At 70.5% G+C, this 13,369-nt stretch carries 13 protein-coding genes; 5 read left to right on the forward strand and 8 right to left on the reverse strand.

What is annotated here, in order from left to right:
* The first annotated feature begins 21 nt into the window (after positions 1-21).
* Positions 22-156, forward strand: a complete 135-nt coding sequence (locus RIF93_RS04060) for a hypothetical protein (protein ID WP_309088705.1) — start codon at positions 22-24, stop codon at positions 154-156.
* Here RIF93_RS04060 and rsmA read toward each other — a convergent pair.
* A complete protein-coding gene (gene rsmA, locus RIF93_RS04065; RefSeq protein ID WP_309088707.1) occupies positions 153-980 on the reverse strand; it encodes a 16S rRNA (adenine(1518)-N(6)/adenine(1519)-N(6))-dimethyltransferase RsmA in 828 nt (275 codons plus the stop codon). The two genes, RIF93_RS04060 and rsmA, sit on opposite strands and share 4 nt — an antisense overlap.
* A 93-nt stretch (positions 981-1,073) precedes the next feature.
* Between rsmA and RIF93_RS04070 the strand changes: the two genes are divergently transcribed.
* Positions 1,074-2,081, forward strand: a complete 1,008-nt coding sequence (locus tag RIF93_RS04070; RefSeq protein WP_309088708.1) for an SDR family oxidoreductase — start codon at positions 1,074-1,076, stop codon at positions 2,079-2,081.
* On the opposite strand, the gene RIF93_RS04075 is transcribed toward RIF93_RS04070, so the two are convergent.
* The 6 genes from RIF93_RS04075 to lptF form a co-directional block, all read right to left on the reverse strand.
* Entirely contained in the window at positions 2,048-2,512 is a 465-nt protein-coding gene (locus RIF93_RS04075) for a DUF2231 domain-containing protein (protein WP_309088710.1), read from the reverse strand. The two genes, RIF93_RS04070 and RIF93_RS04075, sit on opposite strands and share 34 nt — an antisense overlap.
* Positions 2,513-2,576: 64 nt before the next feature.
* Positions 2,577-3,593 carry a 4-hydroxythreonine-4-phosphate dehydrogenase PdxA gene (pdxA, locus tag RIF93_RS04080; RefSeq protein ID WP_309088712.1) on the reverse strand — a complete coding sequence of 339 codons (1,017 nt, stop codon included), beginning with the start codon at positions 3,591-3,593 and terminating at the stop codon, positions 2,577-2,579.
* Complete coding sequence (locus RIF93_RS04085; protein ID WP_309088714.1) at positions 3,590-4,945, reverse strand: peptidylprolyl isomerase; 1,356 nt, start codon at positions 4,943-4,945, stop codon at positions 3,590-3,592. Before RIF93_RS04085 ends, pdxA begins: the two co-directional genes overlap by 4 nt.
* A 43-nt stretch (positions 4,946-4,988) precedes the next feature.
* Entirely contained in the window at positions 4,989-7,343 is a 2,355-nt protein-coding gene (locus RIF93_RS04090; RefSeq protein ID WP_309088716.1) for an LPS-assembly protein LptD, read from the reverse strand.
* An 81-nt stretch (positions 7,344-7,424) separates the two neighbouring features.
* Positions 7,425-8,528 carry an LptF/LptG family permease gene (locus tag RIF93_RS04095; RefSeq protein ID WP_309088717.1) on the reverse strand — a complete coding sequence of 368 codons (1,104 nt, stop codon included), beginning with the start codon at positions 8,526-8,528 and terminating at the stop codon, positions 7,425-7,427.
* Positions 8,525-9,661 carry an LPS export ABC transporter permease LptF gene (gene lptF / locus RIF93_RS04100; RefSeq protein WP_309088719.1) on the reverse strand — a complete coding sequence of 379 codons (1,137 nt, stop codon included), beginning with the start codon at positions 9,659-9,661 and terminating at the stop codon, positions 8,525-8,527. Before lptF ends, RIF93_RS04095 begins: the two co-directional genes overlap by 4 nt.
* 142 nt (positions 9,662-9,803) lie before the next feature.
* Here lptF and RIF93_RS04105 point away from each other — a divergent pair, with 142 nt between their 5' ends.
* The 3 genes from RIF93_RS04105 to RIF93_RS04115 are packed head-to-tail and all read left to right on the forward strand — an operon-like array spanning position 9,804 to position 12,024.
* Positions 9,804-11,255 carry a leucyl aminopeptidase gene (locus RIF93_RS04105; protein ID WP_309088721.1) on the forward strand — a complete coding sequence of 484 codons (1,452 nt, stop codon included), beginning with the start codon at positions 9,804-9,806 and terminating at the stop codon, positions 11,253-11,255.
* An 8-nt stretch (positions 11,256-11,263) separates the two neighbouring features.
* On the forward strand, positions 11,264-11,710 hold the full coding sequence (locus tag RIF93_RS04110; RefSeq protein WP_309088723.1) for a DNA polymerase III subunit chi: 447 nt from the start codon (positions 11,264-11,266) through the stop codon (positions 11,708-11,710).
* Complete coding sequence (locus RIF93_RS04115; protein ID WP_309088725.1) at positions 11,707-12,024, forward strand: peptidase inhibitor I78; 318 nt, start codon at positions 11,707-11,709, stop codon at positions 12,022-12,024. The genes RIF93_RS04110 and RIF93_RS04115 overlap by 4 nt, the downstream gene beginning before the upstream one ends.
* Here the strand turns inward: RIF93_RS04115 and RIF93_RS04120 are convergent.
* Positions 12,021-13,247, reverse strand: coding sequence for a glycosyltransferase (locus RIF93_RS04120; protein WP_309088727.1), 1,227 nt, complete (start codon positions 13,245-13,247; stop codon positions 12,021-12,023). The genes RIF93_RS04115 and RIF93_RS04120 overlap by 4 nt on opposite strands.
* Positions 13,248-13,369 lie beyond the last annotated feature (122 nt).

Genomic DNA, 13,369 nt, shown 5'->3' on the forward strand with positions numbered 1-13,369 from the left:
GCAACGGCGTACTCTCGGGTCATGACCGGACCCAAGATCCCTGACGACGAAGACGACTTCGACATCGTGGAAGAGGCGGGCGAGGAGAGCTTCCCCGCCAGCGACCCGCCCGCCTGGACGCCGCCAGGCCACGACGAGCCGGAGGAGAACGACTAGCGCTGCGCCAGCCACGCGTCGGCGAGGGCGAGGAAACCGTGGACGGGGATCACCTCGGCGCGGGCGGCGGGATCGAGGCCGGCGGTCATGACGAGGGCCTCGCCGCCCAGGACCTTCAGGCTGGAGCGGAGCATCTTCCGGCGCTGGCCGAAGGCGGCGGCGGTGAGTTTCTGTAGCGCGTCCAGGCGTTCGGGGCTGGGGCGGTCAGCGCGGGGCTCGAGCCGGACGACGGCGGAATCGACCTTGGGCGGCGGGGTGAAGGCGCGAGCCGGCACGTCCAGCACCGGGCGGGCCACGCAGGTCGCCTGGGCGATGACGCCGAGGCGGCCATAGGCGTCGTCGCCCGCCGGGGCGGTGATGCGGTCGGCGACCTCCTTCTGGAACATCAGGGTCAGCGAGGCGGGCGTCCAGGGCCCGGTCAGCCACTTGATGAGCAGGGGCGTGCCGACATTGTAGGGCAGATTGGAAACGAGGTGCGCCGGCCGGCCCTGCGCCAAGGCGGCCTCGTCGACCGTCACGGCGTCATCGAACACCAGGTGGAGCCCGCCGTCGGCGGCCTGCACCACCTCCTCCAGCAGCGGCCGGAAGCGCTCGTCCTTCTCGACGGCTACGACGCGGGCGCCGGTCTCGACCAAGGCGCGGGTGAGGCCGCCGGGGCCAGGGCCCACCTCGATCACCAGATCGCCGTCGCCGACCTCCGCCAGGCGGGCGATCTTGCGGGTGATGTTGAGGTCGAGCAGGAAGTGCTGGCCGAAGGACTTTTTGGCCCATAGGCCATGCGCCTCGAGCGCCTCGCGCAGGGTGGGCAGGTCGTCGAGGGGCAAGCGGCGGTTCCCGTAGTCTGGAGCGGGCGCAGATAAAGCCCAGGGCGCGCGCGATCACAAGCGACCGTTCCGGCCGCGCGGCGTTGTGAGTCCATGTCCAGAAATCGTGCCGCACGCCTGAACGGCGCCGTCGTCGTCATTACCGGCGCCTCCAGCGGCAACGGCCGCGCCATCGCCCACGACTTCGCGCGGCAGGGCGCGCGGCTGGTGCTGGCGGCGCGGCGTGAGACCGCCCTGGCCGAGGTTGCGGCCGAGTGCCGGGCGCTGGGCGGCGAGGCCGTCGTGGTCATGACGGATGTCGGGGACGCGGACAGCGTTGCGCGGCTGGCCGACGAGGCGGTGAGGACGTTCGGAGGCTTCGACGTCTGGGTGAACAACGCCGGCGTGCTGCAGTTCGGGCGCCTGGATGAGACCCCGCCGGAGATCGTCGAGCAGGTGATCCGCACGAACCTGATCGGCTACCTCAACGGCTCGCGCGAAGCGTTGCGGCGTTTCAGGGCGGCGGGCGAGGGCGTGCTGATCAACGTCAACTCGATCCTCGGCGCGCTGGGCCACCCGTATACGTCCGCCTATGTGGCCTCGAAGTTCGCCGGGCGGGGTCTCACCGAGAGTCTGCGGGGCGAAGTCGCGGACCAGCCCGGAATCCGGGTGTGCGAGGTTCTGCCGGCGGCGATCGACACCCCTATCTACCAACGGGCGGCGAACTACACCGGCCGGGCTGTGCGGCCCCTCCGGGTGTTGCACCCGCCTGAGACGGTGGGTCGAGCGGTCGTGCGGCTGGCGAAACGTCCACGGCGGCAGGCCTACGCCGGCTGGTCGGCGCGGCCGGCTGTGGCGGGTCGCGCGCTCGCTCCCGCGCTCGCCGAAAAGGTGGTGCGCGCGGCCGCCGACAGCATGGAGCTGGAGCGCAGGGCGGCGGCGCCGAGCGCCGGCAACCTGTTTGCGCCCAGCTACGACGCCTACCGCCTAAGCGGCGGCTGGCGGATGACGAGGCGAGCGCGCACCGGGGTCGCCGCGACGCTGGGCCTCACCGCCGCCGCGGCCGTGCTGGGGCTGCTGGTGGCGCGCTACGGCTCAGCGACGCCGACCCGCCGCTTGTAGACCAGCTCGCCGCCCATCCAGCCGCTGTAGACCAGCAGCAGGACGACCACGCCGGAAAGGATGATCCCCGCCGGCGCCACGGCTTCGGTCGCGCCTTGCGTCGTGCGCATGTAGAGGTTCACCGCCTCGAGCAGCACGGCCATCACGTTGGCCAGCATGTGCAGCCAGGCCGGCCGCATGCCCCGTACGGCGCGGTCTCCCATGAAGTCGATCAGGCCCAGGACGGCCGCCAGGGCCGCCATCGCCAGGCCGGCGCCCAGCATCCAGACGGAGGCGGCGGCCCAGCCCTCGCGGCCGGTGACCAGGAAGCCGACGTCCGTGGCGAAGGCAGCCACGAAGAGGGTGATCGGAAACGGTATGACCATCGGGTGCAGCGGATGGCCGGCGATGGACGCCCGGCTCCGCGGATAGCGATCGAGGTCGTCGCGCATGGCGCCAGTTCTCCCAAGCCCAGGCTTGGCAACACGGCGCGGCGGGGTTTCGTTCCGCGCGGCCTCAGGCGCGCTTGTCGGCCATCTGGGCGGCGAGACGGATGGCGGCGATCAGGCTGTCGGGTCGGGCGATCCCGCGACCGGCGATGTCGAAGGCGGTCCCGTGGTCGGGGGACGTGCGGACGATGGGCAGGCCAAGCGTGACGTTCACGCCGCCCCAGAAGTCGAGCATCTTGACCGGGATCAGCGCCTGGTCGTGGAACATGCACAGCGCCGCGTCATAGGTGGCGCGCATCTCGGCCGGGAACAGGCTGTCGGACGGATAGGGGCCCCGGGCGTCGACGCCGAGGTCCTTGAGCGCGCGGACCGCCGGTTCAACGATCTCGATCTCCTCTCGGCCGATGCCCCCGCTTTCGCCCGCGTGGGGGTTGAGGCCGGCGACGGCCAGGCGGGGCGCCTCGACGCCGAAGTCGCGGCGCAGCGACTGGGCGGTGACGAGGCCGGCGGCGACGATCTTCTCGATGGAGAGCGCGGCCGGTACGCGGGCGATGGGTTCGTGGACAGTGACGAGGGTGACGCGCAGGTCGGCGGCGGTCAGCATCATCACCGGCCCGCGGGCGCCGTCGAAGGGCGCCTTGGACGTGAGCTCCCCCAGGAACTCGGTGTGGCCGGGGAACTTGAAGCCGGCCTCGTAAAGCGGGGCCTTGGCGATGGGGGCGGTGACGACGCCGGACACCGTCTTCGACAACGCCAGGCCCACGGCGGTCTCGATCCAGCGGATCACGGCGGGCGCGGCGGCGGCGGAGGGCTGGCCGGCGACGACCGCGGCCTTCAGCGGCAGGTCGAGCACCGGCAGGGCGTCGGGGAAGGCGCGCAGCGCCTCGTCGGGCGTGTGGATGGCGCGGACCGTTACCCCGTTAGGCCCGGCGCCCACGCCGGGGGCCGAGGCGACGGCCTGGGCGTCGCCGACGACGAAGAAGGCCGGACCGGTCGTCCGCAGCGCCGCCCAGGCCTTGGCGACGATCTCGGGGCCGACGCCCGCGGGATCGCCAAGCGTGAGGGCGAGCGGGCCGCTCGTCACCGCGTCTCGATGGTGGCGGAGTTGCGCAGGTCGCGCATGTACCGCCGGGCGATCATCGAAAGCTGCTGACCGTAGAGGCGGTTCTCGATGGCCTCGCGCTCCATGTTCTGGCCGCCGGCGACGCGGCGGCCGCAAACCGCCACGAGGTGGAGGCCGGCGCCGGTGCGGATCGGGTCGGAGACCTGGCCCACCTGGAGCTTCTCGGCGGCGTCGCGGAACTGCGGCGCGAGGTCCGCGAGCTCGGCTTCACCCAGGTCGCTGGCCACCACGCCCTCGACCTTGGCGGCGGCGGCCTCGAGGGTCTCGCAGCTGGTGATCTGCGGCTTGAGCTGCTCGAGCTTGGCGCGGGCGGCGGCCTCGTCGGCCCCGGCCGGCAGGGCGACGGCGGCCTGCTTCAGGTTGACCAGCGTGGCGCCCCCGCCGGCGCGCTTGTCGCGCAGGTAGAGGATGTAGACGCCGTCGCGCACCGGGATTGGCTGGGAGAGCTGGCCCGGACGCATCTGCTCCAGCACCTGCTCCACCTCGGCGGGCAGCTCGCCCTGGCTGACCCAGCCGGCGTCGCCGCCGGCGGCGGCGGTCGGCGAGGCCGAGAACTGGCGGGCCACGGCCGGGAAGGGCGCGCCCTGCTGCATCTGGGCGACCAGCTGCTGGGCGCCCTGCATGGCCTGTTGCATGCCGCCGACGCGGTTGGCGTCGATCAGCACTTCCGAGATCTGGTACTGCGGCTTGGCGGCGGCGGCGGCCATCCGCGCCTGGGCGGCGGCGATCTGGTCGTCGCCGATGCGCAGGCGCGAGCCGTAGCGGCCACGGATCCAGCGGGCCCAGCTGATCTGGGCGCGGATCTGCTGACGAAGCGTGTCGACGCCGATGCCGCGGCTCTGCAGGAACTGCAGGAACTGCTCGCGGCTCATGTTGTTGGACTGCGCCATGCCGGCGATTTCCTCGTCGACCTCCTCGTCGCTGGCGACGATCTCGATCTTCTGCTCGCGCTCGACGCGGCGCAGCTCCTGGAACTGCAGATGCTCGTCGACGAGGCTGACGAGGGCTTCGCGCTGGAACTGCGGCAGCGTCTGTTCGGTGGGCTGGACGCCGGAGGTGGCGATCAGCAGGCGCATCCGCTGGCCGAGGTCGTAGGTGGAGATGATCTCGTCGTTAACGATGGCGGCGACGGACTCCGACATGCCCGAGCGCGGCGCAGGCGCCTGGGCTTGGCCTTGAGCCGCGGGCGGCGCGGCGGGGGCCGGGGCGGCCGGCGCCTGAGCCTGGGCGTACGCGAGCGACGAGCCGGCGGCGAGGAGGGCGCAGGCCAAGGCCGCGCGACGCGCCGAGTGGCCCGTGACGAGAGACTTCATGGACGAGATCGTTTCCTTAACGAGGCGCAACCGGCCCGGCATCCTACCTGCCATTAGATGTTCCGCCCAATGTGGCGAGCGTTAGGCGCACCGAGACGGACTCGCTGGGTAGCAGACGACCGATGATCGTGTCTTCGCGGCGATAGATCACATCAACCCGCAGGCAGTCGTCCCGGTAGAAGACGCCGAGGTCGCGGATCACCCAGGCCTTCTCGTGCAGGTCGCGGTTGCCGTAGAAGCTGACGCCCCAGTTCTTGGTGACATAGACCTCGCCGCCGAGGTCGAGGTTCTCGCGCCGCTCGCCGTTGATGTCGAAGTCGTCGTTCAGGTAGCGGACAAAGCCGTTGCCGTATTTATTGTAGACGTTGGCGCCGGCCTCGAGGCGGTGGATGTCGAAGTTGTCGGCGTCGAGACGGGCGCGGGCGAACATCGACAGGCCGCGCATGGGCTGGGCGTCGGCGGCGACGATCCAGTCCGAGCTCTTGCCGCGCAGGCCCGAGCGGTCGGTGAAGACCCGGTTCTCCTCGGTCCGGAACGAGCGGCCGACCAGCAGGTTGGCCCGGCGGCCGTCGTCCCACAGCACCATCGCCCGGCCGGCGAGGTTCAGGCGCACGCCGTCCTCGTAGAGGTCGTAGCCGGGGAACTTGTTGGGCCGGAAGAGGGTGGTCTCGTCGAACTCGAAGGCGACGCTGTCCTCGTTCAGGTAGATCGGATTGTCGTCGGCGTCGCGGCCGATGACCACCTGCTTGGCGTTGGGCGAGGCCACCACCTGAGCCACCGGCTCCAGCACGATGGTGGCGTTCGAAGTGCGCTTGAACACCGGATAGGAGACGTCGACGCCGACCGTGGCCAGCCCACGGACCAGCTCGTCCTTGTAGGTGGCGGTGAGGTCCGGCCGCAGGATGTCCTGGATGCGGTAAGCGTCGGCGCGCAGGTTGACGAACGGCGAGACCCGGAGACCGGCCGCCGAGGTGAAGTCGCGCCGCCAGTCGACCTCGCCGGTCACCCGCGCGGAGTCGAGGCCGGGCAGGCGACCGCCTTCCTCCGGGATGATCGGCGACTGTTCGCGGGACAGGACCACGCCACTGGTGTGCAGCCGCAGCCGGCCGCCGGCGACCGTGCTGGGCAGCTCGTAGTGGCCTTCGACCAGCGGGCCGATGACGGGGAAGATGCGGTCGTTCTCGCCGAAGCCACGCTCCTCCTCGGGATCGTAGACCGGGCGCAGGCCCTGGATGGTCATGGCCGCGGCCGAGAAGTAGGACCGCTCGTCCTGACGGATAGCGTAAACCTGGGAGATCAGCCGCCGGTCGTCGGCCACGTAGGGGCCGCGGCTGATGTAGACCTTGCCGACTTCGTACTTGTCGAAGATCAGGTCGTCGGACGCGCGTTCGGCGGTGAAGCCCCAGCGCCACTTCTCGTCGATCTGGAAGGCGCCGCTGCCCAGGATGTAGCTGCGGTTCGTGCTGGTGCCGGGGATTTCGTTGCCCTGGCCGTCGAAGTCGCGGGCGTGCGTGTAGCCGAAGCGGATGTCGACGTCGCCCGAGTAGAATCGCTTGCGCACCTGGCCGTTCAGGAAGGGCGCGATCTTGGAGTTGATCTGCGGGCTGACGATCAGGTCGGAGTAGGGCGAGATGGCCCAGTAGTAGGGCTGCTCGTACGAGACGCCGCGGCGGTCGGAGACCGAGGCCTTGGGCGTCAGGAAGCCCGACGAGCGCCCGGCCTGCGGGTCGGCGTGCCAGAAAACCGGCAGGTACATCACGGTCGCGCCGAACAGGCGGAACCGGGCGTTGCGGTAGGTGACGACCCGGCGCTTCTTGTCCTGGACGACGCGCTCGGCGGCGATCGACCAGGTGGGCTTCTTGGGGCTCCCGTCGGTCTTGCAGATCTCGCAGGGCGTGTAGATCGCCCGGTTCAGCTCCTGGATGTTCTCGTCGCGCCGGACGGCGGTGGCGGCGGCCACCTTCACGTTCTCGGGCAGGCGGGCCGAGAAGCCCTGGGCGACGCCAGCGCGCATGTCCTCGTCCAGGACGATCTCATCGGCGAATTCGGCCGAGCCGTCGGCGTTCACGACCGCGACGTTGCCGAAGGCGCGGATGACGCCGGTCTTCTCCTCATAGACCAGCCGGTCGGCGCGCAGCGTGCGGCCGTTGTAGCGGACCTCGATATCGCCGTTGGCGGTCGTGCGGCCGATCTCGTCCTCGCGGACGACCTCGTCGGCCTCCATGTAGAGCTCGCCCTGCTGCAGACCGTCGCGGGTGGGCGGCGGAATCGGGGCGGCGGCGGCGGCGGCGGGGGCCGGCGCCTGGGCGTGGGCCTGGGCGCCCCACAGGATGGCGATCGCCGCGCCGGCCATGAGGGCGCGCTTGCCTGCCAGCGGCGTAAGCCGACGCGGACTCATCGAGCTTCCGTTTCCCCTCTCGCGACGACGCGCGTTCAAGCCTGGCCTAAGCGGCGATGCATAGCCGGGCCCGCCAATGATTCAACCGTCTTCGGTGTAGCAAAGCAGGGTCACGCCGGCGAGCAGCGCGACCAGCACCGGCGCCCAGGCCGCCGCCGCCAGGGGGATGATGTCGGCCTTGGCGAGGGCGCCGGCGAACTGGTTGAAGAAGAACATGATGAAGCCCAGCGCCACGCCGCCGCCGGCGAGGCCCGCCAGGCCGCCCAGCCGCGCGAGGCGCAGCGAGAACGCCGCGGCGAGAATCGACATGGCCGCGAACAGCACCGGGGTGGCCAGCAGTTGCTGGAAGCGCAGCCGGTAGCCGGCGGCCGAGAAGCCGGCCTGTTCGGTCAGGCGGATGGCGGCGGGCAGGCGCCAGAACGCGATGGCCTCGGGCGAGGCGAAGCGCTCCATGGCGGCCTCGGCGTCCAGGGTGGAGCGGATCGACAGGCTTTCCGAGCGGATCGAGCTTTCGCCGACCCCGGCCTCGGCCACGTCGCGCAGCTGCCAGAAGCCGGGCATCAGCCGCGCCTCGGCGGCTTCTAGCCGGCGACGGAATTCCGGGGCGCCCTTGGGCGTCTTCTCGTAGATGAACACCGAGACGCCGCGCAGGATGACCGTGCCGGCGCGGGTTTCGCGGTCCTTGGCGTGCATGACGATCTGGGTGCGGTCGTCGCCCTGGCGGATCCAGACGTCCTGCGGCTGGTCGCCTAGATAGTCCTCCATCAGCCGCGCGCGTTCCGACTCGAAGCGGGCGTTCAGCGTGGCCGCGACCGGATTGAGCAGGCCCACGGCCAGCACGCCCAGCACGGCGGCCAGGGCCGCCGAGGGCAGGATGAAGCGCCACGCCGAGACGCCCGCCGCGCGCATCGCGACGAGTTCGCTCTTACGGTTCAGGCCCACGAAGGCGCCGATCCCGCCGAACAGGAAGCAGAACGGCAGCAGGATCTGGATCAGCGAGGGCGCGCGCAGCAGGGTGAGCGCAAAGATCGACGAGGCGCCGACGTCCGCCCGCGTGCCGACCTGGCTGGAGAGCTCGACGAACTGGATCAGCAGGATGACGGCCGCGATCACGGCCAGCGCCGCGCCGACGCCGCCCAGCATCCGGCCCATCACATAGCGTTCGAGTCGGCCGAGGCCCGTCACGCGGCGGCTCCGGCGATGCGGGCGGGGCGGCGGGTGATGTCGATGTAGCGGCTGACCCTCTGCTTGAAGATGCTGCGGAAGGCGAAGGCCGTGGCCGCGAGCGGCACGACGTACTGCAGGACGTTCAGCCAGGCCTCGTCCTCGGCAGCCGCCTGGACCTGGAAGCCCAAGATGCGGACGACGGCGGCCACCGCGCCGGTGATCGCGATCCGGCGGCCGTAGCCCAGGCGCGAGAAGCCGCCGCCGATGATCGCCGACAGCGCCATGGCCATGAAGGCGATGTTGTAGAGCGGGGTGGCGATACGCGCGTGGCCCTCGGCCAGGAGGTCGAGGCGGTTCCGTCGCTCCCAGTCCTGCTGCAGGTCCGGGAAGAACAGCTCGTGCAGGTAGCGGTCGGAGGGCTTGTAGTGGACGAGCTCGTCCCCGCTGGTCAGCGCCGAGAGGTCGAAGATGTACTCGTCGAAAGTCAGGTAGTTCAGGACCCCCTTGGACGAGAATTCCTGGTTGGAGCCGTTCTTCATCACCAGCACCGGGCGGCCCTGGCTGCGGGCGACGCGGCCCTGCTCGGCGGTGTAGGTCGTAGCCGAGCCGTCGGGCTTCATCTGGTGGATGAAGAGGTTCTCGAGGTTGCCCGCGCCGTCCACGCCCTGGGCATAGACGGTCAGGCCTGGCGCGGGCTCGGTGAATTCCCCTTCGCGCACGAGGGTGGAGGCCAGGTCTGTGCGGATCTGGAACAGCTCGTTGCGCATCTCGCGGTAGGCGGCCGGCTGGACCCAGAGGTTCATGACCAGCGCCACAAAGGCGATTGTGCAGGCCAGGCGCATGGCCGGCGAGATCACCCGCCAGCGGCTCATGCCCCCGGCGAAGCAGACGACGATCTCCTGTTCGGTGTGGAGGCGGTTCAGCGCCACGAGCGCGGCGACGAAGACCGCGATCGGCAGGACCATGTTGATCAGCTGCGGCATCGCCAGCAGCGTCACCTTCAGGAACACGAGCGCGCTCTGGCGCTGGTTCACGATGAGGTCCAGCCCGGACAGCGTCTGGCTCAGCAACGCCACGCCCGTCAGCGCCAGGGTGGCGAGGACCACGGGGCCCAGGAGCTGACGCAGGAGATATCGGTCGATCAGGCGCATTGGCTTGCGAAAATGGGCGGGCCCGCAGATTAGGGCCTGCCCCGGCCGCGGAGGTGTTCTAAATCATGCGTCGCTGCGTCAGACAACCGCAGGGCGCCGCCCGCGGGGCGCCGATCACGTCGAAGCCAACGAGAGAGTGTCCATGGAGATCGAGTTCGTCGCCGCCTCAGCCGCGGTCGCCCCGAAGACCGCGCTGGCGCGCATCGTGTTCGAGGGCGAGGCGCTGGACGGTCCTCTCGCCCAGGCGGCGTCCGCCAGCCGCTTCACGGGCGGCAAGGGCCAGACGCTGGACATCCTGGCGCCGGCCGGGACCGAGGCCGCTCGCCTTGTGCTGGTGGGCGCGGGCAAGCGCGACGCCTTCGACGCCCTGGCCGCCGAACATGCCGCGGCCTCGGCCTATGCGGCGGTGAAGACCTCGGGTCTGGAGGTCCTGCGGATCGAGACGCCGAACGGCGACACCGAACTGGCCGCCCGCGCGGCTCTGGGCGTGCGGCTCGCCTCGTACCGCTTCGACAAGTACCGGACGAAGGAGCCGGTCGAGAAGAAGCCGTCCATCGTCAAGACGCAGGTGGCGACGGCCGATCCGGACGGGGCGCTCGCGGCCTTCCCGCCGCTGGCCGCGCTGGCGGACGCGGTGGCGTTCAGCCGCGACCTGGTCTCGGAGCCGGCCAACATCCTCTATCCGGTCGAGTTCGCGCGCCGGGCCAAGGAGCTGGAGGCGCTGGGCCTCGAGGTCGAGATCCTGGGCGAAGCCGAGATGGCCAAGCTGGGCATGGGCTCGCTGCTGGGCGTCGGCCAGGGCAGCGTCCGCGAGAGCCAGCTGGTGGTGATGCGGTGGAACGGCGCCGACGACAAGAGCGCCCAGCCGGTCGCCTTCATCGGCAAGGGCGTGTGCTTCGACACCGGCGGTATCTCCATCAAGCCCGCCGAGGGGATGGAGGACATGAAGTGGGACATGGGCGGCGCGGCCGCCGTCACCGGGCTGATGCACGCCCTGGCCGGCCGGAAGGCCAAGGTCAATGCGGTGGGCATCCTGGGCCTGGTGGAGAACATGCCCGACGGCAACGCCCAGCGGCCCGGTGACGTGGTGACCTCCATGTCCGGCCAGACGATCGAGGTCATCAACACCGACGCCGAGGGCCGGCTCGTGCTGGCCGACGCCATCTGGTACTGCCAGGACCGGTTCAAGCCGAAGTTCATGGTCGACCTGGCGACGCTGACCGGCGCGATCATCATCAGCCTGGGCAACGATTACGCCGGCCTGTTCTCCAACAACGACGAGCTGGCGGGCAACCTGCTGGAAGCGGCCGGCCGGGAAGGCGAGCCGCTGTGGCGCATGCCGCTGCCCGAGCAGTACAACAAGCAGCTGGAGTCGATGATCGCCGACATGAAGAACATCGGCGGCCGCCCAGCGGGCTCGATCACTGCGGCGCTGTTCATCCAGAAGTTCGTCAACGGCGTGCCTTGGGCCCACCTCGACATCGCTTCGACCGCCTGGAAGAAGCCGTCGAGCATCCCGACCATCCCCGACGGCGCCACCGGCTACGGGGTGCGGCTGCTGAACCGGATGGTGCAAGAGAAGTACGAGGGCTAGTCGGAAGGGTGACCGAGGTCTGGTTCTACCATCTGGAGCGGACGGGGCTGGACCAGGCTCTTCCGGAGCTGCTGGAGAAGACCCTCCAGCGGGGATGGAAGGCCATCGTCCGCTCGCCGGCGGCCGAGCGGATCGAGCACCTGGACGGCTGGCTCTGGAGCTATCGGGACGACAGCTTCCTGCCGCATGCGCCGGCGGGTGAGCCCGCGGCCGAGCGCCAGCCGATCCTGCTGACCACCGGCTTCGACAACCCGAACGGCGCCGACGCCCTGTTCCTGGTGGACGGGGCCGAGCCCGGGGAGCTTGCCGGCTACCAGCGCTGCGTGGTGCTGTTCGACGGCGGCGATCCCGAGCAGCTGAGCGTGGCCCGGGCGCAGTGGACGAAGGTCAAGGGCCAGGGGTTTTCCGTGTCCTACTGGAAGCAGCAGGCGAGAGGCTGGGAGAAGCAGGCATGAAGAGGTGGGCTTTCGCGGCCGTGCTGACCCTGGCCGGGTGTGCGACCCCGGCCGCCGAGACCCCGGTCGAGCCGCCGCCGGCGGCCGCCCCGCCGCCGGTCGTGGAGCCGCCGAAGCCCGCCGACACCTGCGGCGCCGATGCGGTGCGCCACCTCGTGGGCCGCCCGCGCACCGAGATTCCCGTGCCGCTGAAGCCGGAACTGCAGCGCGTGGCCTGCACGACGTGCCCGGTGACGCTGGACTTCAACCCCAACCGCCTGAACTTCTTCTTCGACGCCCAGACCGGGATCATCAAGGAGATCCGCTGCGGCTAGGGGATTTTCAGCCCGAGTTCCGTGAGCAGATCGAGCCAGGCCTGCCGCCCCTTCGCGCGGCTGAACATCGCTTCGGCGGTGTTGCGTGCAGCCTTGCGCAGCGGGTTGGCGGCGGCGGGATCCCGGCAGGCGGCGATCAGGGCCTCCGACAGCGCGTCATGGTCGCTAAAGGGCAACAGCCGACCATTGACGCCGTCCTCGATCGCGTCTCGCACCGGCGGGGTGTCGGAGCCGAGCACGTAGCACCCGAGCGCCATCGCCTCCGCGAGCGACCACGAGAGCACGAAGGGGTAGGTATAGTAGACGTGCGCCGTCGACAGCCGCATGGCCGCAAGCATCCGGTCGTGCGGAACCTTGCCCAGGAAGTGGACGCGAGCCGGGTCTATCGCCAGATCGCGGAACGCCCATTCCTTCCAGGTCAGGCCGTCGGGGGCCGCCGCGCCGTAGCCGGCGGTCTTCTCCTGGCCAATGACGACCACATGGGCGTCGGAGACCTCGGCGAGGAGGCGGGGCAGGGCGCGGGCGAAGACGTGGATGCCCCGCAGCGGCTCCATGTTGTTGTTCACGTGGGTGATCAAAGGGGTGCCGGGCGCGAGCACCCGTCCGTCGGGCAACTCGAAAGGCTGCGCCGGTCCCGGCCGGATGGCATCGATGTCGACGCCTTCATGGATGATGCGCGCATGGGGCTGGAAGAGGGGCGGCAGGGTCGAGGCCTGGAAGCGCGTAGGGGTCACGATCGCGTCGGCGTGGGCGTAGGCGTAGGCCATCGTCACCCCCTTGGCGTCCACGACCTGGACCTGCTCCTCAGACGGCTCGCCGAACTCCGGGTCGAAGCCCACGTCGAAACCGCGGCCGTGATAGAAGAACTCGGCGAACAGCGCCTGGCGCGCGTTCGGGAAGACCTGGGCCAGGTGCAGGGTTTCGCCCCAGCCGGGGTGACCCACGATAACCGCAGGGTCACAGCCTTCGCCGCGAAGCAGGCGGGCCGCTTCCAAGGCCTCGTTTGCGCGGATCAGGTCCGCTTCGGCGCGGATCGCCGCCGGCAGGATGCCTGGCGTGGTGCCTCGGCGCAGGCCGTATCGCGCGATTCGGACACCCAGGACGCCCGGGGCATGGTTCTGGCCGACGGCCCAGCAGCGAACCCCGCGGGCGACCAGGGTCTGGGCAAGGTCGCGGAACTGGCCGGGGAAGTTGTTGTGGACGAAGAGAACGCCTTCCGACATGGCGCCCTTGTGCCGGGAGCGCCGGGCGTTGTCACCTCAGGTTTGGTCCTCGGCCGACGAATGGCCGGGGCCCCCACCAAGGCGAGAGGCTGGTGCGGATGAGAGGAGTCGAACCTCCACGC

Source organism: Phenylobacterium sp., assembly GCF_031181185.1.
GTDB lineage: Bacteria > Pseudomonadota > Alphaproteobacteria > Caulobacterales > Caulobacteraceae > Phenylobacterium.